The 17,136-nt window shown below is 69.9% G+C and carries 18 protein-coding genes and 1 pseudogene; 7 read left to right on the top strand and 12 right to left on the bottom strand.

Going from position 1 to position 17,136, the window contains the following annotated elements; translation table 11 throughout:
* Positions 1-8 precede the first annotated feature (8 nt).
* The 6 genes from E5P2_RS18110 to E5P2_RS18085 all read right to left on the bottom strand — a co-directional run bounded on the left by E5P2_RS18110 (position 9) and on the right by E5P2_RS18085 (position 6,237).
* Entirely contained in the window at positions 9-551 is a 543-nt protein-coding gene (locus E5P2_RS18110) for a chemotaxis protein CheW (RefSeq protein ID WP_162568486.1), read from the bottom strand.
* Positions 552-563: 12 nt separating this feature from the next.
* Positions 564-2,234: a methyl-accepting chemotaxis protein gene (locus tag E5P2_RS18105; protein WP_162568485.1), complete on the bottom strand. Its 1,671-nt coding sequence runs from the start codon at positions 2,232-2,234 to the stop codon at positions 564-566.
* Positions 2,235-2,266: 32 nt separating this feature from the next.
* The gene (locus tag E5P2_RS18100) at positions 2,267-4,288 is read right to left on the bottom strand and encodes a chemotaxis protein CheA (RefSeq protein ID WP_162568484.1); all 2,022 of its coding nucleotides are present in this window, start codon (positions 4,286-4,288) and stop codon (positions 2,267-2,269) included.
* Complete coding sequence (locus tag E5P2_RS18095; RefSeq protein WP_162568483.1) at positions 4,285-4,569, bottom strand: STAS domain-containing protein; 285 nt, start codon at positions 4,567-4,569, stop codon at positions 4,285-4,287. The genes E5P2_RS18100 and E5P2_RS18095 overlap by 4 nt, the downstream gene beginning before the upstream one ends.
* A 73-nt stretch (positions 4,570-4,642) precedes the next feature.
* The gene (locus tag E5P2_RS18090; protein WP_162568482.1) at positions 4,643-5,011 is read right to left on the bottom strand and encodes a response regulator; all 369 of its coding nucleotides are present in this window, start codon (positions 5,009-5,011) and stop codon (positions 4,643-4,645) included.
* Positions 5,012-5,040: 29 nt separating this feature from the next.
* A complete protein-coding gene (locus E5P2_RS18085) occupies positions 5,041-6,237 on the bottom strand; it encodes a methyl-accepting chemotaxis protein (RefSeq protein ID WP_162568481.1) in 1,197 nt (398 codons plus the stop codon).
* Between the two features lie 188 nt (positions 6,238-6,425).
* Here E5P2_RS18085 and E5P2_RS18080 point away from each other — a divergent pair, with 188 nt between their 5' ends.
* From E5P2_RS18080 to E5P2_RS18060, 5 genes are all read left to right on the top strand, one after another.
* Positions 6,426-6,698 (top strand): hypothetical protein, encoded by a 273-nt coding sequence (locus E5P2_RS18080; RefSeq protein ID WP_162568480.1) that lies wholly within the window; start codon positions 6,426-6,428, stop codon positions 6,696-6,698.
* A gap of 9 nt (positions 6,699-6,707) precedes the next feature.
* Positions 6,708-7,586, top strand: coding sequence for a hypothetical protein (locus tag E5P2_RS18075; protein ID WP_162568479.1), 879 nt, complete (start codon positions 6,708-6,710; stop codon positions 7,584-7,586).
* 70 nt (positions 7,587-7,656) lie between these two features.
* Positions 7,657-9,189, top strand: coding sequence for an ATP-binding protein (locus E5P2_RS18070; protein WP_162568478.1), 1,533 nt, complete (start codon positions 7,657-7,659; stop codon positions 9,187-9,189).
* A complete protein-coding gene (locus E5P2_RS18065; protein ID WP_162568477.1) occupies positions 9,186-9,878 on the top strand; it encodes a response regulator in 693 nt (230 codons plus the stop codon). The genes E5P2_RS18070 and E5P2_RS18065 overlap by 4 nt, the downstream gene beginning before the upstream one ends.
* A gap of 96 nt (positions 9,879-9,974) precedes the next feature.
* Complete coding sequence (locus E5P2_RS18060) at positions 9,975-10,169, top strand: hypothetical protein (protein ID WP_162568476.1); 195 nt, start codon at positions 9,975-9,977, stop codon at positions 10,167-10,169.
* A gap of 15 nt (positions 10,170-10,184) precedes the next feature.
* Here E5P2_RS18060 and E5P2_RS18055 read toward each other — a convergent pair whose 3' ends face one another.
* The 3 genes and pseudogenes from E5P2_RS18055 to E5P2_RS37775 all read right to left on the bottom strand — a co-directional run bounded on the left by E5P2_RS18055 (position 10,185) and on the right by E5P2_RS37775 (position 12,539).
* Positions 10,185-11,492: a hypothetical protein gene (locus E5P2_RS18055; RefSeq protein WP_162570547.1), complete on the bottom strand. Its 1,308-nt coding sequence runs from the start codon at positions 11,490-11,492 to the stop codon at positions 10,185-10,187.
* Between the two features lie 91 nt (positions 11,493-11,583).
* A pseudogene (locus E5P2_RS18050) lies at positions 11,584-12,189 on the bottom strand (cation:dicarboxylate symporter family transporter); the annotation flags it as partial.
* Positions 12,117-12,539: a tannase/feruloyl esterase family alpha/beta hydrolase gene (locus tag E5P2_RS37775; protein ID WP_332107569.1), complete on the bottom strand. Its 423-nt coding sequence runs from the start codon at positions 12,537-12,539 to the stop codon at positions 12,117-12,119. The pseudogene E5P2_RS18050 and the gene E5P2_RS37775, both read right to left, overlap by 73 nt.
* 370 nt (positions 12,540-12,909) lie before the next feature.
* Here E5P2_RS37775 and E5P2_RS18040 point away from each other — a divergent pair, with 370 nt between their 5' ends.
* On the top strand, positions 12,910-13,821 hold the full coding sequence (locus E5P2_RS18040; RefSeq protein WP_162568475.1) for a LysR substrate-binding domain-containing protein: 912 nt from the start codon (positions 12,910-12,912) through the stop codon (positions 13,819-13,821).
* Entirely contained in the window at positions 13,818-14,813 is a 996-nt protein-coding gene (locus E5P2_RS18035; protein WP_162568474.1) for a Bug family tripartite tricarboxylate transporter substrate binding protein, read from the top strand. The genes E5P2_RS18040 and E5P2_RS18035 overlap by 4 nt, the downstream gene beginning before the upstream one ends.
* Before the next feature lie 78 nt (positions 14,814-14,891).
* Here the strand turns inward: E5P2_RS18035 and E5P2_RS18030 are convergent, their stop codons facing one another.
* From E5P2_RS18030 to E5P2_RS18020, 3 genes are all read right to left on the bottom strand, one after another.
* Complete coding sequence (locus E5P2_RS18030; RefSeq protein WP_162568473.1) at positions 14,892-15,389, bottom strand: hypothetical protein; 498 nt, start codon at positions 15,387-15,389, stop codon at positions 14,892-14,894.
* Between the two features lie 7 nt (positions 15,390-15,396).
* Positions 15,397-15,648: a hypothetical protein gene (locus E5P2_RS18025; RefSeq protein WP_162568472.1), complete on the bottom strand. Its 252-nt coding sequence runs from the start codon at positions 15,646-15,648 to the stop codon at positions 15,397-15,399.
* A 112-nt stretch (positions 15,649-15,760) separates the two neighbouring features.
* The gene (locus E5P2_RS18020; RefSeq protein ID WP_162568471.1) at positions 15,761-16,909 is read right to left on the bottom strand and encodes a helix-turn-helix transcriptional regulator; all 1,149 of its coding nucleotides are present in this window, start codon (positions 16,907-16,909) and stop codon (positions 15,761-15,763) included.
* Positions 16,910-17,136 lie beyond the last annotated feature (227 nt).

Genomic DNA, 17,136 nt, shown 5'->3' with positions numbered 1-17,136 from the left:
GCGCCGGCTCAGTGGGCCGGCTCGTCCTGCGCTTCGGCCTGGAGCGCGGCGAGCGCGCCCGCCTCGTCCAGCGACAGCACGTGGTCGACGTCGAGCAGGATCACGAAGCGGCCCTTCACCTTGCCCATGCCCTGGATGAAGTCGCTGCGGATGCGGGCGCCGAAGTTCGGCGGCGGCTCGATGTCGGCCGGTGCGATGTCCAGCACCTCGTTGACCGCATCGACCATCACGCCGATGACCTGGCGCTCGCCGCCGGTCTCGACTTCGACGATCACGATGCAGGTGCGCTTGCTGACCTCGCTCGAAGGGCGGCCGAAGCGCGCCAGCAGGTCCATCACCGGCACCACCGCGCCGCGCAGGTTGATCACGCCGCGCACGCTGGCGGGCATCATCGGCACCTCGGTCAGGCTGTGGTATTCGATGATCTCCTTGATCGCCAGGATGCCGATCGCGAAGGCCTCGCCGGCCAGCATGAAGGTGAGGTACTGGGCCGGCTCTGCGGAGGCCGGCGCGCCGCCGGCGAGCCGGGCGGTCTGAGCCAATGCATTCATCGCGCCGGCTCCTCAGAACCTGGCGAACTGCGATTCGTCGGGCGCATCGACGCCCGCGAAGGCGAGGGCGCCCACCGGCGCGAAGCCGCCGCCCGTGCCTTTCTTCGCGGCGGCGCTCTTCTTCGCCGCGGCCGGCTTGCCTTGCGGCTTGCCGCGCGCCGGTGCGGCCGGGGCGCCGGCCAGCTTGAAGAAGGACATGGTCTGCTGCAGCTGCTCGGCCTGGCTGCTCATCTCCTCGGCCGTGGCGGCCAGCTCTTCGGAGCTCGACGCGTTCTGCTGCGTGGTCTGGCTCAGCTGCGTGACCGCGGAATTGATCTGGCCGACGCCGGAGGACTGCTCCTCGGAGGCCGCCGTGATCTCCTGCACCAGGTCCGAGGTCTTCTTGATGTTGGGCACGATCTGGTCGAGCAGCCGGCCGGCCTTCTCGGCCAGCTCGACGCTGGAGCTGGCGACGGTGCCGATCTCCTGCGCCGCGACCTGGCTGCGCTCGGCCAGCTTGCGCACCTCGGCCGCCACCACCGCGAAGCCCTTGCCATGCTCGCCGGCGCGCGCCGCCTCGATCGCCGCGTTCAGCGCCAGCAGGTTGGTCTGGTAGGCGATGTCGTCGATGATGCCGATCTTCTGCGCGATCTGCTTCATCGCCAGCACGGTGGCTTTCACCGCCTCGCCGCCTTCGCCGGCCTCGCCGGCCGCCTGGGTCGCCATGCCGTCCGTCACCTTCGCGTTCTCGGTGTTCTGCGAGATCGAGGCGGTCATCTGTTCCATCGATGCGCTGGTCTCCTCGACGCCGGCGGCCTGTTCGCTCGAGGCCTGCGACAGCGACTGCGCCGTGGCGCTGACTTCCTCGGACGCGCCGGCCAGCGCCTCGGCGCCGCTGTTGACTTCGGTCACCACGCGCGAGAGCTTCGCGACCGTGTTCTGCATCGCCTGCAGCAGCTGGCCGGTCTCGTCGCGGCTGGTGGATTCGACCTGCACCGTGAGATCGCCCTCGGCCAGCCGGTTGGCGACGTCGACGGCACGCGCCAGCGGCCGGGTGATGCCGCGGCTGATGAAGAAGCCGAGCGCGATGCCGAACAGCACGCCGCCGGCGATGATGCCGATCATGGTCGTGCGGCTGGCACGGTAGAGGTTGTCGGTCTCTTCCGCCGCGCGCCGGGCGCCCGCTTCCTTCTGCTCGATCAGCTCGTCCAGCATGGTGTCCAGCTTGTCGGCCTTGTCGCGCACCTGGTCCATCGCCTGCATCAGCGCGTCGTCGCGTTCCTGGAACTTGCGCGTCGCGGCCAGCGACAGCGCGCGCTGCATGTCGCGCTGGTACTCCTGCGCGAGGCTGTTGAAGGTCGAGAAGATCTCCTTGGCGCGCGCGTTGGCGAACAGCGGCTGCGCCTTCTCGATGAAGTCCTTCATCGCGGCGCTGCTCTTGTCGATCTGCGCCTGCTGCTTGTCGCGCTCTTCCTGCGACGTGGCCAGCAGGTAGTTGGAGCGCGCGCGGCCGGCGTAGATCAGGTGCACGTTGGCTTCCTTGACGTGCGAGAGCCCCATCAGCTCGTTGTTGTACATGTCGTCGGCCTTCTCGTTCATCTGGCTGGTGTTGCTGATGCCGATGAAGCCGACGACGGCGCTGATGCCCGCCACCAGCACGAAGCCCGCGATCAGCCGCACGCCGATCTTCAAGTTGCTGAACATGGTTGTCCTTTCTGGAGTCTGGAGAGGTCGCCTCAGGCCGGAACGGCGACTGCTGCGGAGGAAGAGAGGGAAGAAAGCGGATGGCCCGTGGCCGCCAGCACGCGGGTGGCCTGCTGCATCAGCATCGGCACGTCGAGGATCAGCGCCACATCGCCGCTGCCCAGGATGCTGGAGCCGCTGATGCCCTGCACCTGGGCGAACATCTTCGACAGCGGCTTGATCACCGTCTGCGCCTCGCCCATCAGCATGTCCACCACCAGGCCGAACTTCTGCCCGGCGTGCTTGACCACGACGATGTTCTGGCGTGCGGCGGGCGGCCCCGCGACCTCGAACAGCGTGCGCAGGCGGATGAAAGGCAGCACCTGGCCGCGCAGGTCGATGTAGTCGTGGTCCGCTTCGGCGGCGAACTCGACGCATTCGTCCACCACGTCCAGCGGCACCACGAACACCGACTTGCCGACGCCGACCTGGAAGCCGTTGATGATCGCCAGCGTGAGCGGCAGCCGCACGGTGACGGTGGTGCCCTGGCCCGGCCGGCTGTCGATGCCGACGCTGCCGCGCAGCGCGCTGATGTTGCGCTTGACCACATCCATGCCGACGCCGCGGCCCGACAGGTTGGTCACCTGCGCGGCGGTGGAGAAGCCGGGCTCGAAGATCAGCGCGTAGATCTCGGCGTCGCTCAGGCTGCGGCCGGCCTCGACCAGGCCGCGCTCGACGGCCTTGGCCAGGATGCGGTCGCGGTCGAGGCCGCCGCCGTCGTCGCTGACCTGGATCACGATGCTGCCCGAGTCGTGGTACGCATTGAGCGCCACCGTGCCCTGCGGCGGCTTGCCGCGCGCAGCGCGCAGCTCGGGCGCGTCGATGCCGTGGTCCATGGCATTGCGCACCAGGTGCATCAGCGGGTCGCCGATCTTCTCGACCACGGTCTTGTCGAGTTCGGTGTCCTCGCCGCTGACGCTGAGCGCGATGTCCTTGCCGAGTTCGCGCGCCACATCGTGCACCACGCGATTGAAGCGGCCGAAGGTGGCGCCGATCTTGACCATGCGCAGCTGCAATGCGCTGTCGCGCACTTCCTCCACCAGCTCGGACAGCGTGGCATGGCTTTCCTGCAGCTCGACATGGCGCGTGCGCCGCGCGATCAGGTTGGCGCCGGCCGCGGCGATGATCAGTTCGCCGACCAGGTTGATCAGCCGGTCGAGCTTGTCGGCATCGACGCGCACCGACTGGCTTTCCGGCGCCTTGGCGTCGCGCGGCGGCTTCGGTGCTGGTGCCGATGCCGATGCCGATGCTGTCGCGCATTGTGCGGGCGATGCGGTCTGCGGCGCGGCTTCGATGCCGGGCGCGGGCGTGACACGCAGTTCGCAATCGTCGATCACGAACTCGAACACGTTCTCGATGGCGGCGCGTCCGGCCTCGCTGGCGAACAGGATCCGGAAGCCGAGTCCGCACGATTCCGCGTCCAGCGCTTCGAGCACGGGCACGCCGTCGTGCAGCGTGACGATGTGCTCGATCGTGCCCAGCGTCGCCAGGTAGCGCAGGAAGGACAGCGGGTCCATGCCGTTGCGCAGCACGCTGTCGCCGAAGCGCAGCGCGATGTGCCAGCGGCCGGCGTCGCCGTCCGCACGGGCGGCGACCGGGCCGGCGGCGGGCGCCTGGTCGCCGGCGCCGAGGTGGTCGTGCAGCCGCTCCAGCAGCGCGGCGCCGTTCTTCTCGTCCTCGGCCGCGAGCGCGCGGCCGCCCGACTCGGCCGCGTCGACCAGCCGGCCGATGTGATCGGCGCAGGCCAGCAGCAGCTCGATCAGCGGCTCGCCGAGCGCGATGGTGCCGCTGCGGACTTCGTCGAGCAGGCTCTCCACCACGTGGGCAAAGGCCACCAGCGCATCCAGGCCGAACAATCCGGCCGAGCCCTTGATGGTGTGTGCGGCGCGGAAGATCGCGTTGACGCTTTCGGTCGTGTCGTCCTCGCCGGCGATGCGCAGCAGCGCGGCCTCCATGTCCTGCAGCTGTTCGCGGGCCTCCACGAAGAAGGTCGGCAGCGCGTCGTCGAAGTTCATGCGGGCTCCTGCAGCAGCGCGCTCGCATCGAGGCCGAGGAAGCGCAGGGATTCGGCCACGGCCGGCGCGATGGCGCACACGTGCAGCGCGCGCTGCGCGGCCGATGCGCTCTTCGCGGCAGCGATCAGCAACTGCACGCCCGCGCTGTCGATCTCGGTGACGGCCGACAGGTCGAGCGCGATGTCGCCCTCGCTGCCGGCCAGCGCGGCCAGCAAACCGGTGCGCAGCTCGGCGGCGCGATAGATCGTCATCTCGCCCTCGATCGCATGCGAAACGCTCATTGGTGCACCCTTGGCGCTTCGCGCCTTCCCGCCAGGCGGGAGCGAGCTTGCCTGGGGCGGCCCGGCGCGGCGCTCATGGCAGCACCAGCTTCTGCACCACCGCCAGCAGCTGCGGCGGGTTGAAGGGCTTGAGCATCCAGGCCTTGGCGCCGGCGGCCTGGCCTTCGCGCTTCTTGCCCTCCTGCGACTCGGTGGTCAGCATCACGATCGGCGTGAACTTGTAGGCCGGCAGCTCCTTGATCTTCTTCACCAGGCTGATGCCGTCCATGTTCGGCATGTTCACGTCGCTGATGATCAGGTGCACCTTCTGGCCGCCGAGCTTCTTCAGCGCATCGACGCCGTCGCAGCCCTCGATCACGTCGTAGCCGGCGCCCCGCAGGGCAATGCTCACCACCTGCCGCAGCGAGGTGGAATCGTCGACGATCATGATGGTCTTGGCCATGATGTTTCCTGGGGGCTCCGGGGAGGGGATCAGAAGAAGACGACATCGCCGGAGGCGGCCGCGGGAGTCGCGGCGCCGGCGTCGCCGCTGTGCGTGGCGCGCTCGTCGGCCATCGCGTAGCTCTTCTCGAGTTCGGACAGCAGTGCCGCGGCATCGATCGGCTGCAGCGTGCCGGCGCGCTCGAAGTGCTGGCTGCTGTCGGCCAGCAGCACCGGCAGGCGCTCGATGCTGTGGCGCACGTGCGTCATGCGCTGGCTCACGCGGTCCTGGAACTGCAGCTGCACCAGCGCTTCGACGATCTCGGACTGGATGCCCACGCTTTCCTGCTTGAGCACGTCGGCGGAGGCTTCCAGCACTTCGGTCACGCTGCGGAACTGGGCCAGCACGCCGTTGATCGCGGCTTCGGAGGCGACCGCGGATGCCGCCTCGCGCTGTGCCGAGGCCTGCGCGCTGTCGCGCGCCGCGGCGATGGCGGCGCTGATGATCTTCACCTTCTCGGTCATGCGCTTGCCGGTTTCGGCCGACATGGCCGAGAGCTTGCGCACCTCCTGCGCCAGCACGCCGAAGCTGCGTCCGCTGTCGCCCGCATGCGCAGCCTCGATGCGCGCATTGATCGCCAGCAGGTTGGTCTGGGCCGCGATGCTCGCGACCTCGAGCGCCATCTGCTGCAGCTCGTCGACGAAGCGGCCCAGGCTCTGCACCTCGGCATGCATCGCGCCGTTGCTGGCCATCGCGGCGCGCAGCGAATCGAGCACGCCGCGCAGTTCGAGGCCGCTGCGCTCGAAGACGCCGGCCACGCCCTGGTCGCCGCCCTGCATCGATGCCTTGAGCGCCTGGTCCAGCCGGTCCACGATGCCGGCGAAGCGCTGGGTGAGCGCGGCCACGGCGTCCTCCATCTGCGCGCGCGAGCTTTCGATGTGCGCGCTCCACACCGGCAGCAGGTCGCGGCCGAGCCGGTCGGTGCCGGCGACGAAGCTGGCGGTCGCGCCGTGCGCGGCGGCCTGTTGGCGCAGGCGCTGGCGATCGGCGAGCACGCCGGCGCCGAGCAGCCCGGCGGCTCCGAGCGCGCCCCACACGGTCCATCCGCCGGCACCGAGCACGCCGATGCCGCCGGCCAGGCCGATGCCGGAGGCGTGGAAGCGGGCCAGCGCGTCCTTGCCCGAAGGCCACCACGCCCTCGCGAGGAAGGTCGGTCGCAGCGCTGCGCTGAGTGAGATGAAAGCCATGGCCTCTCTTCGGAATGAGTTGTCTGGTTCCGAATGTACGAAGCAGCGGCGGCTTGCAATGGGTCGATCAGCGGCACAAAAGTCCTGCAGATCGCGGGATCGGGCGCTTTGCGGCATCGCCCAAGTTCCTCCCAGATTGATGGAGATCATTCGCTTCTTCACTCGGTGCTGGACCACCAGGGACTCTCATGAAACTGACATCGATCTGCGGCGCGGTCGCGTGCGCCGCCCTGCTTCAAGGCTGCGTCATCGTGCCGCCACCTCCACCTCCACCTCCACCGCCGCCGCCGCCGATGGCGTTCGGCGAGAACCTGCCGCCGCCCGGGATGCGCGAGGCCTGCGATGGCCAGGAGGAGGGCGCGGCCGCGCAGCTGCTCGAGCGGCGCGGCGAGCGTGTCAACGGCATCTGTGCGCGAAACCCGGACGACACGCTGTCGTCCAGGTCCGCGCCGCATCAGTGAGCTTCCGACATGGACACCGGCAGCATCGGGCTTGCCCTCATCGTCGTCCTCGTGCTCGTCGCGTTCTGGCGCTCGCTCGCAGCCAACGTGGCGGCCTCGGCCTCGGCCATGCCGTCCGCCGTCGACACCGTTCGCGCGCCGCAGGCCGCGCCAAGCCGGCCCGAAGACCTGCGCCTGCTGCTGGATGCGATGTCGCGCAGCTGTGGGCCCAGCCTGCATCGCGGCGGCATCCATCTGGACATCCGCCTTCCGCGCGAGGCCTTGATCGTCTGCGTCGCGGAGGACGACATGCATGCGCTGTTCGTGCGCATCGCCGGGCATGCGTCGCAGGTGCTGGACGAGGGCGCGACGCTGCGGGTGCTCGCGTGCGCCGAAGGATCGCAGGCCGTGGTGCGCTGGATGGAATCGGACACGGCCCAGGGTCGGCCGCAGCTCGCGCAGTTCCTCGATGCGAAGGACCGTGGCCTGTCGGCCAGCGCGCTCGCGTGCGAGCGGATCGCCCATCGCCACGGCGGGCGCATCTACGCGGCGCCGTCGGTGCTGGGCGGACTGGGCCTGACGCTGCGCCTTCCGCTGCAGGGCGCAGCGCCTCCGAAGTCCGACGCGCCGCGCGGGAACGCACCCGCCCCATGGGCCTCGCATGCGTTGCGCAGCATGGCCTGCACGGCGCTCTTCTCGGTCACCGCCTGCCAGGACCACGGCGGCGGTGTCGAGGCGAACGCGCCGGAGAGCCTGTCGACGCTGGCGCCGATCATGGCCATCGAACGGTCAGCGCTGCCCATCGTCGTCTCCGCCCAGCCGGAGCGTCGCACGGCGCGGACCCTGCCGCCGCAACTCGCAGGCTCCGGCATCAGCGTCGCCGACGGTCCCGGGGTGCCCGACAATTGAGGTGCACCATCGATCCGGGCCGCGCCGGCCGGGCTCCCGCCGAGCCTCGGCCGTCGGCGCTCCCGCCGCCATGCATCCTCTGACACTCTCGAAAAAGATCTTCCTGGCCCTGGCGACCTTGCTGGTGGTCCTGCTGCTGATTTTTGCGGGCTTCTCCATCTTCGGGTTGAAGCGCGGGCTCGGTCCCTATGTGGCCGAGATCGAGATCCGGCGCATGGACTGGCTGGCGCAGATCCTGCAGGTGCACTACGCGGGCCGCGGCAACTGGGACAGGCTGCGCGACGTCGAGGCCTGGCATCGGATCGAGATGGGCGACATCGGCCTCGGCGCCAGCGTGACGGACGGCGTGGCGAACGATGCCGCCGATCGCCGGCTGCCGCCCTGGTACGCGCGTCAGCTGCCGCCCGGCTTCGGCAACTGGCCGCCGCCGCCGCCGCCGCCGGTGGCCGGGTTCTTCGAAGGCGCCCGCGAGCTGCCCGATTCGCCCGACTCGGTCTACCAGCGTCTCGGTCTGCTCGATGCGGCCGGCAAGCCGGTGGCCGGCGCCACCGGCGATCTGGCGGACGCCGCGCGATTGCCGCTGCGCCAGCATGGCCGCACCATCGGCTATCTCGTGCTGTCGCCGCTGAAGGGATTGGAGAGCGAGGCCGACCGCGCCTTCCTGGCGCGGCAATCGGGCTTCGTGATGCTCACCGGCGTGGCCGGGCTGATCTTCGCGCTGGCGATGTCATGGCTGCTGGCGCGGCGCTGGTTCGCGCCGATCGACGACCTGATGCAGGGCGCCGAAAGCGTGGCGCGCGGGCGGCTCGGCACGCGCGTGCCGGTGCGAGGCTCGGACGAACTCGCGTTGCTGGGCCGGACCTTCAACTCGATGGCCGAGCGCCTGGACACCATCGACGCCTCGCGCCGCACCTGGCTCGCGAATGCGGCGCACGAGCTGCGCACGCCGCTGGCCGCGATGCGCGCCGAGATCGAGGCGCTGCAGGACGGCGTGCGCAGCTTCGACGACAAGACCGCCCTGCGCCTGCACCGGCAGGTCATGCGTCTCGCGCAGCTGGTCGACGACCTTCGAAGCAGCATGCACGAGGCGGAGGATCAGGCGCCGGTCCGGGCGCCGGTCTTTCCGCTCACGGTGCTGGCCGAAGCGCTGGCCGCCACGCGCGCGCGTTTCGAACAGCGCGGCATCGCGATCGAGGCGCCCGGCGTCGGGCCGTCGAGCGCGGTCTGGGAGACGGTGGTCGACGGCGACAGCCGGCAGCTCCATCAGGTGTTCGGCAACCTGCTGGAGAACACGCTGAGCTACACCGATGCGGGCGGCTGCCTGCGCATCGATGCGAGCGTGGCCGAGACCGCAGACGGGCGCCGGCTGGTGCTGCGCTTCGACGACAGCGCGCCATGCCCCGCGCCGCAGGACATGCCCCGCCTGTTCGACCGGCTGTTCCGCGCCGAGGCCTCGCGCGATCGCGCCTCCGGCGGATCGGGCCTGGGCCTGTCGATCTGCCGCACGATCGTGGAGGCGCACGGCGGCGGCATCGAAGCCTCGGCCTCGCCGCTGGGCGGGCTGCGCATCACCCTGGTCCTGCCGCTGGGAGGCCACGCATGACGCGCATCCTGATCGTGGAGGACGAGCAGGACATCGCCTCGGTGCTGCAGGATTACCTGCGCCATGCGGGCTTCGAGACCGAGCACGTGATGGATGGCCGCACGGCGCTCGAGCGCATGCGGGCCGCGCCGCCGGACCTGAGCCTGCTCGACGTCATGCTGCCGCAGCTGGACGGCCTGGCCGTGCTGCGCGAGGCCCGCGCGCATTCGAGTCATCCGATCATCATGCTGACGGCGCGGGTCGAAGAAGTGGACCGGTTGATCGGTCTCGAGCTGGGCGCCGACGACTACATCTGCAAGCCCTTCTCGCCGCGCGAGGTGGTGGCGCGCGTGCGCGCGGTGCTGCGCCGCTTCGCTGCCGGCGGCGCCGAGGCGACGACCGCCGCGCAGGCCGGCGCGCTGGCGCTGGACGAGACGCGCCGGCACGCCGCGCTCGAAGGCGCCACGCTGCAGCTCACGCGCAGCGAGTTCCGGCTGCTGCAGGCGCTGGCGAAATCCCCCGGGCGCATCTTCTCGCGCGGCCAGCTGCTCGAACTGGCCTACGACGATGCGCTGGACGTGACCGAGCGCGCGGTCGACAGCCACGTCAAGAACCTGCGCCGCAAGCTGGCGACCGCGGCGCCGGGGCACGAGTGGATCCGCTCCGTCTACGGCGTCGGTTTCTCGTTCGAGGCGAGGCCCGGCAGCTAGGGCGCCGCGCGCCGCATGCCGCGGTGCCCCGCGTCATGCAGGGCACACGCGCTTGTTGTAATGTGGCGGACCACTGCGTCCTTCACAATCGCCGCCATGGACCCCATCACCTCGATCGATCGCTACGAACCCGATTACACCCAGACCTGCGAAGTCTGCGGCGGCACGCCCGTCGTCACGGGCACGAAGGCCGGCCAGGTGGTCTACAGATCCACCATGTGCGGGCCCTGCCTGTGGAGCGAGCCCAAGGCGGCCGACCCCGCGACGTGGAACGAGGACGTGGCAAGTTAGGCGTCCGCGCGGCGCTCAGTCGTCGCGGCCTGCGGCCGGCACGCGCGTCGCGAGCGGCGCAGGGTGGTAGTCGGGCCGCAGGTGGCAGCCCTTGCCGAAGGTCGGCTCCATCTGCATGCACAGTTGCGCCACTTTCTGCGGCGTCGGCCGGTCGCCGTGCTCGACCCAGTCGAGCAGCGCGTGCATGAGCGCGGGATATTCGGCGTCGCTCAGGTAGCTGTGCTCGGACTCGTCGGCGAAGTTCTGCACCAGCCACTGCGAAGCGCCCGCGCTGTCGACGATCTGGCGGTAGGCGCTTTCGAGTTCGACGAAGGCCGTCGGGTCGTGGATCGCATGCAGCGTCAGCACCGGTAGCCGCAGCCGACCGGTCGGGCGGCTGTCACCGGCCAGCGCACCGACGGCTTGCGGATCGGCCTGGTAGCGCAGCACGCTGGCGTTGAGCGCGGCGTCATCGCTCGACCCGCTGTAGACCACGTGCGCATTGCCGAAGGGGTTGCGGTTGCCGAGGCGCTTCTGCGTCAGGTCCTGGAACAGCCAGGTGGCCCAGTTGAGGTGCGAGACCAGCGTGCGTTCCGGAATGCGCACCACCGACAGGATGGTCTTCAGATGTGCCTGCTGCTCGGGCGTGCGCTGCGCGGCCGGCAGGCCGACGCCGGTGCATGCCTTGATGCGCGCCGCCAGCTCGGCGCGCGTGAGTTTCGAGCCGAGCGGCAGGCCCTGCCACAGCGGGTACTGCGGCTCGTCGGGCCGCGGATGGTTGTGGCACACGTACTGGTAGACCACGCGCAGGTCGAGCCGGAAATCGTAGGCATTGCCGCCGCCGCCGAGCACGCCGCTGGTCAGCAGCACGCCGTCGTAGGCAGGACGCTCGCCGGGCACCGGGCCGTAGGTTTCGGCCGCCTTGGATGCGACGCCGCCGCCATAGCTCTGGCCATGCAGGATGGTGCGCTCGGGCTGGCCGAAGCGCTGCACGAAGAGGCGGCGCAGGCGTTCGGTGTCCTCGCCGGCCATGGTCACGCCGTAGCCGCCGCGCCGGTAGGTCGAGCCGGCCCACGCGTAGCCGGCCTTCACCATCACGGACCAGCGCTTCAGGTCCTCGGCGCCGCGCTCGAGCGTCGGCGCGCCGACTTCGGGGCCGCCGTGCGCATGCATGACCAGCACGTGACGATCCCAGTGCGCGGGGATCGCGATCCAGTAGAACGCGCCCTCGCGGTCGCGGCCGTTGTAGCAGTGCGCGTCGGCCGGCACGGTGGCGGGGCAGGTCGTGCTTTGCGGCTGTGTGGCGGGCTGCATCGGCCGTGCCGGAACGTGCGCGGCGAGCATGGCCAGCGACAGTGCAGAGGCGAGGCGGGCGATGAAAGGGACGGTGTTCAATGGATGTCTCCTGCGTGATGACGGGATCGTGCCGCGGACCTCAGCTTGCCACGTGCGTGGTCTTCGCGTTGACGATTTCCTCGGGCTCCTGCGCCTCGATCCAGCTCTCGTTGTTGAGCCCCGCCTGCAGCCGCGCCTCGTCCAGCTCGTTCGTCCACTTGGCCACCACGATCGTGGCCACCCCGTTGCCGATCAGGTTCGTCAGCGCGCGCGCCTCCGACATGAACCGGTCGATCCCCAGGATCAGCGCCAGCCCCGCCACCGGCACGTGCCCCACCGCCGACAGCGTCGCCGCCAGCACGATGAAGCCGCTGCCCGTCACACCCGCCGCGCCCTTGGACGTCAGCACCAGCACCGCCAGCAGCGTGATCTCCTGCACCAGCGTCATCTGCGTGTTGGTCGCCTGCGCGATGAACACCGCCGCCATCGTCAGGTAGATCGACGTGCCGTCCAGGTTGAACGAATACCCCGTCGGGATCACCAGCCCCACGCAGGTCTTCCTCGCCCCCAGGTTCTCCATCTTCTCCATCATGCGCGGCAGCACGGATTCGGAGGACGAGGTGCCCAGCACGATCAAGAGCTCCTCCTTGATGTACTTGATGAACTTCCAGATGCCAAAGCCATGCAAGCGCGCCACCAGCCCCAGACGTCGGTGATGCTGCTGCTCTGGTGGCCGGCATCGTCGCCGAAGGTGGCGTAGCCGAGCGCCAGCGGCGTCGGCTTGTCGGCCGGGCCGAAGCGCACGGGCTCGGTGCCGTCGATCAGCACGCCGTCGAAGCCGCCGCCGCCGAAGTGGATCACCTTGCGGTTCCATGCGTCCGGCAGGTTGACCGCGAAGGTGATCGCGGGCGCCTGCGGATCGACCGGCTGGATCGTGCCGCGCAGCTGGCAGTAGTCGCCCGACACGTTGCCGGCATCGGCGGCCGCGATGGCGTTGGCGCTGGTGACGACGGCGCCCTGCGTCGGCAGGCCGATCTGGCCGGCGCCGATGGCCATGCCGGCGAGCGAGGCGCAGCTCGCGACCGGCACGACGGGCGTGTCGGTCGGCGTCACGGGTTCATCCGGCCCGGAGCCGCCGGCAGGCGGCGTGGCCGTGCCGCTCGACGGCGGCAGCAGCGCGAAGTCGTTGCCTCCGCCGCCCCCGCCGCCGCAGGCGGCAAGCATCGCGGACAGGCCGAGGATGCACAGGAATGCGCCGGCATGGCGCATCGAACGCAAGGATGAAGAAAGGCGCGACAGGCGCATGGTGTGTGTCTCCGGCGCAAGGCCTCGCAGGGCCTCTTTGAATGAAGGGCGGGCCGAAGATAGTTGGCGGGGTGACTTAGCGTCAAATAAAATAAAGAGCCACTTTCGATATGAAAAAAATATGGAGATGAGACCGCTTCGCTACTTCGCGGCCGTGGCCGAGACCGGCCACATGACACGCGCCGCTGAAAATCTCGGCATCCAGCAGCCGCCACTCAGCCAGCAGATCAAGGCGCTCGAGCGCGAGCTCGGCGTCGAGCTGTTCCGCCGCCATCCGCGCGGCGTCGCGCTGACCGAGGCGGGCCGCCAGTTCCAGATCGAGGCCACGCGCATGCTGCAGAACATGGAGGCCATGCAGCAGCGCATGGCACGCGTCGCGCAAGGGCAGGAGGGCGCGCTGTCGGTCGGCTTCACCAGCTCGGCCGCGGCCCACCGCTTCATGCCCGAGGCCTTGCGCGCCTTTCGCCGCAGCTATCCCAAGGTCGAGCTGCAGCTGCGCGAGAACAACGCGGCCGAACTCACCGAGGCGCTGGCGGCCGGCCGCCTGCATTGCGGCCTCCTGCGCGTGCCGGTCGCGCGGCCCGAGGGGCTGCTGTTCGAGACGCTGCTGCGCGAGCCCGTCGTGGTCGCGATGCCGAGCGACCATCGCTATGCGCTCGCGCGCGTGGGCAAGCGCGCGCGGCCGCTGTCGCTCGCGCAGCTGTGTGCCGAAGGGCTGATCCTCGTGCGCCGGCCCGGCGCACCCGGCCTCTATGCCGACCTGCTCGCGCTGTGCCACGCGAAGGGGCTGCAGCCGCGCGTGGTGGCCGAGGTCGATCGCATGATGACCAACCTCAACCTCGTCGCCGCGGGCGTCGGGCTGTCGGTGGTGCCGGCCTCGATGACCGGCGCCCACGCGCACGCGATCACCTACTGCGCGCTGGCCGGCAGCGGCGCGCTGGATGCGCCGATCACGCTCGTTCGCCGCAACGACGAAGACAACCTTCCGGCGCGCCACTTCGCGGCACTGCTGCGCGAGCTCGCGGCACGATGAGCCTGCGGCGCCGCGATCTCGCGCGGCTGGCGCTGGGCAGCGCGGCCTTGCAGGGCATCGCACCCGCGTTGCGTGCGGCACCGGAAGCCGCGCCCTGGCCGAGTCGGCCCATACGGCTGCTGGTGGTCTATCCCGCAGGCGGCGTGAGCGATGCGACGGCGCGTGCGCTGGCCGAGCAACTCGCGCCCGCGCTCGGCGAGCCGGTGGTGGTGGAGAACCGGGCCGGCGCCGGCGGCAGTGTCGGCATCGAGGCGCTGGCCCGCTCGGCACCCGACGGCCACACGCTGGCCTTTTCCGCGCTGAGCCCGGTCACGCTGCATCCGCTGCTCGTGCACACCGCCGCCGACCCGCTGCATACCGTCGTGCCCGTCGCGAGCGTGATGCGCACGCCGGTGCTGGTGGCCGCCACGCCGGCCTTCGAGGGACACAGCTTCGACGACCTGATCGCGCAGGCGCGCGCGAATCCGGGCGCGGTGCGCTGGGCCAGCTCGGGCGTGGCGACCGTCGGCCACATGGTGCTGGCGCAGGTGCGCATGCAGAGCCGCACCGCGATCACGCACGTGCCTTACCAGGGCGGCGGCCAGCAGCTCAACGACGCGCTCGGCGGGCAGTTCGAGGTGCTGTCGACCAACGTCGCCGCGCTGCAATTGCAGTATCTGCGCGCAGGCCGCCTGCGTGCGCTGGCCGTCGGTGCGCCCGAGCGGCTCGACGTGCTGCCCGAGGTGCCGACCCTGGCCGAGCTCGGCTATCCGCAAGCCAACCTCGTGTCGCTGTTCGGCATCTTCGCGCCGGCGCGCACACCGGCTGCGGTGGTGGAGCGGCTCAATGCCGAGATCAACCGCGCGCTCGACAGCGAACTCCTGATCGCGCGGCTGCGCGTGGCGCACAACATCGCGGCGCACGGCAGCGTCGAGGCCTTCGCGCGGGAAGCGGCCGAGGACCGGCGGCGCAATCGCGCGCTGGTCCGCAGCCTGGGGGCGCGGCTCGACTAGGCGCGGCGTCCGCGGCCTGTCGGAAGCGCCGGTCCGAACCGCGCGCGGCAACAACATCGAGCGCGTCCGGCCGAGCGATCACCAGGGCGTCTTCTTCGGCGTCTTGCTGATGTAGTAGTCCAGGGCCTTGCCGATCCTGCCGGTCATGTCGGGGTCGCACATGAAGCGGATCTGGTGCATGTGCTGCGCGTTCCGGTAGTTGCCCTGGGGGATCAGCGTGACGCAATCGCCGGCATTGCAGACCAGCTGGATGCGCGTGTCGTCACGCGCGCTCTGGTTGATGTGGTGGATGTTGGACAGCGCGAAGCCATAGCGGTCCCGATGGCCGGGCGGGTCATCGGTCACGAACCAGAGCTGGTCCTTGCCGTCCGGACCGCTGCCGCCGTTCGACTCCGAAAACCAGGACACGTCGCGAAGCTCGATGTTCTGGCCTCCGATCTCGATCGCGCAATGGCTCAGGTTCTCGATGAAGTTGACGGCTTCCTGCATCGTCGGCTCGGCGCGCGCGTTGCCGCCGAGCGCCGCGAGCATCGCACCGAGCATGCCGACGGCGAGGCGGGCGACTTGCCTGTTCATGGTCGGATCATCTCTGCCGGTAGGTGCCGGTGGCCTCCATGCCGCGCGGCTGGCCGTCCGAGGTGCGGCCCTTGAGATTGGGGTCCTGGCTCTTGGTCTTCTGCTCGGACTGGTCCTTGAAGCAGGCGGCCTTGGCGTCTCTTTTTGTCTTGCAGTCCACCGTGCCGGAGCATTGGTCGGGCAGCGATGCGCAGGGGTTGGCCGCCAGCACGTGGTGCTGGAAAGCCACCAGGGCGAGGAGCAGAACGAGATTCCTCATGGCGGACTCCTTTCGACATGCGCGGCGCCGGCCGCTTGGGTCCGGCGAGGCTACTGCCGGCCGCGCAGCGGCACATCCTTCAATTGAACTATGCCGACGCAGGCGAGCGGGATCAGGCCTGCAGACCCAGCGCCGCCATCGGCAACGCTGCGAGGAGGCTGATCAGTTCCTGCTGGCGAGCGGTGCGCGTTTTCTGGAAGATGACCTGGAGTTGCGCGCGCACCGTGAACACGGAGATCCGATGGCTGCGCGCGATCTGCTCGGGTGACTCGCCGCGTGCCGTGGCAACGGCCACACGCGCCTCGGCCGGCGTGAGGTCGAATGCGGCGGCGACCAGGAAGGGGTCGAGCTGCAGATGGCTTCCGGACTCGTGGATCAGCAGCATGGCGAGCGTCTCGCTGCCGAAGGCATGCAGGATGTTCTTCGGACGCAAGGCATAGAGATAGAGGCCCACCACGGCGCCGGGGCTGGCCGACCGAGCCTTGAGAAAAATCCGGTCGACGGCGTCCGCGTCTCCATCCGGTGTCGACAGCAGCCGGTGCAAGGCCAGCGACAACCCGCTGTCGTCCGCCGGGCGGTGGCAACGCAGGCGACCGCCGCTCTTGCCGATCGCGTCGTCCCTGGCGAGCAGCGCGCGGGCTGCGGGGTTGGCGTGCCGCACGCGCCGCTGCACGTCGATCAGCACCACGGGCGCGCGCAGCCGGGCGAGCAATTCGATCCCGACGCAGCCTTGCTGCGCCAGCTGGAGGTGCTTGCCTTGCACGTCGAGCGCATCCGCCAGGTGGCGCGCCAGGCGGGCACAGGTCGCGATCTCGCCGGCGTCGAGCCGGGGACTTCCCAGGCCGCGATGCACGCCGAGAATCACACTCAGCGAATCGTCGCGCACGAGCTGGATCGCGCTGACATAGCGGCCGCCGTAGGGGATGAGGAAGTCCTGGTAGAAGCGGTCCTTCGAAACGAAATCGTCGTCGAAGTGTTCCCAGCAGTGAACCCATTCCCCGGGTTCGAGCTGCAGAAGAAGCCTGGCTCTGGGATCGATCCGGTGGAAGGTCCGGATGTAGTCGAGCTCCGCCTCTGCCGGCATGTCGGACGCGTTGTAGCCGAAGACGACGCAGTCCCGCGTCCTGTCCACCGCATGCAGGTAGACAGCGAATGCCGAGACAGCCTCGCGGAACAGCGCCAGGGCCTCGACCCACCGCAGGCTGCCTGTCGCGGCCTTGTAGAAGCCGGCCACGGCCTCGTCGAATTCGTTGTTGTTCACCGCCGCGCTCCTCGCCCTGCCGAGCGACTTGTAAGCGAGGGTGGATGACCACAGGCTGACTGCGAGGCACGCCGGTCGGGGTGAATTCGACGGGGGCCTTCGCGCCGCTGATCGCGCTGTCGCTGCTCCATGGCCGAACCGAACAGGACCTTCTGATCCATGAGCGAAGAAAGATCTTCTGGCGCGCGATTTTCTCGGCTACGGCCGGCGCCTGCCGTCCATCGAAT

The sequence above is a fragment of the Variovorax sp. SRS16 genome (assembly GCF_901827165.1).
Taxonomy (GTDB): domain Bacteria; phylum Pseudomonadota; class Gammaproteobacteria; order Burkholderiales; family Burkholderiaceae_C; genus Variovorax.
The sequence above is the reverse complement of the archived record's forward strand: the minus strand, read 5'-3'. Positions and strand labels throughout refer to the sequence as shown.

Coding starts and splice junctions, on each gene's coding strand:
- E5P2_RS18110 (WP_162568486.1), bottom strand. CDS start 551: ATGAATGCATTGGCTCAGACCGCCCGGCTCGCCGGCGGCGCGCCGGCC.
- E5P2_RS18105 (WP_162568485.1), bottom strand. CDS start 2,234: ATGTTCAGCAACTTGAAGATCGGCGTGCGGCTGATCGCGGGCTTCGTG.
- E5P2_RS18100 (WP_162568484.1), bottom strand. CDS start 4,288: ATGAACTTCGACGACGCGCTGCCGACCTTCTTCGTGGAGGCCCGCGAA.
- E5P2_RS18095 (WP_162568483.1), bottom strand. CDS start 4,569: ATGAGCGTTTCGCATGCGATCGAGGGCGAGATGACGATCTATCGCGCC.
- E5P2_RS18090 (WP_162568482.1), bottom strand. CDS start 5,011: ATGGCCAAGACCATCATGATCGTCGACGATTCCACCTCGCTGCGGCAG.
- E5P2_RS18085 (WP_162568481.1), bottom strand. CDS start 6,237: ATGGCTTTCATCTCACTCAGCGCAGCGCTGCGACCGACCTTCCTCGCG.
- E5P2_RS18080 (WP_162568480.1), top strand. CDS start 6,426: ATGAAACTGACATCGATCTGCGGCGCGGTCGCGTGCGCCGCCCTGCTT.
- E5P2_RS18075 (WP_162568479.1), top strand. CDS start 6,708: ATGGACACCGGCAGCATCGGGCTTGCCCTCATCGTCGTCCTCGTGCTC.
- E5P2_RS18070 (WP_162568478.1), top strand. CDS start 7,657: ATGCATCCTCTGACACTCTCGAAAAAGATCTTCCTGGCCCTGGCGACC.
- E5P2_RS18065 (WP_162568477.1), top strand. CDS start 9,186: ATGACGCGCATCCTGATCGTGGAGGACGAGCAGGACATCGCCTCGGTG.
- E5P2_RS18060 (WP_162568476.1), top strand. CDS start 9,975: ATGGACCCCATCACCTCGATCGATCGCTACGAACCCGATTACACCCAG.
- E5P2_RS18055 (WP_162570547.1), bottom strand. CDS start 11,492: ATGCTCGCCGCGCACGTTCCGGCACGGCCGATGCAGCCCGCCACACAG.
- E5P2_RS37775 (WP_332107569.1), bottom strand. CDS start 12,539: ATGGCCATCGGCGCCGGCCAGATCGGCCTGCCGACGCAGGGCGCCGTC.
- E5P2_RS18040 (WP_162568475.1), top strand. CDS start 12,910: ATGGAGATGAGACCGCTTCGCTACTTCGCGGCCGTGGCCGAGACCGGC.
- E5P2_RS18035 (WP_162568474.1), top strand. CDS start 13,818: ATGAGCCTGCGGCGCCGCGATCTCGCGCGGCTGGCGCTGGGCAGCGCG.
- E5P2_RS18030 (WP_162568473.1), bottom strand. CDS start 15,389: ATGAACAGGCAAGTCGCCCGCCTCGCCGTCGGCATGCTCGGTGCGATG.
- E5P2_RS18025 (WP_162568472.1), bottom strand. CDS start 15,648: ATGAGGAATCTCGTTCTGCTCCTCGCCCTGGTGGCTTTCCAGCACCAC.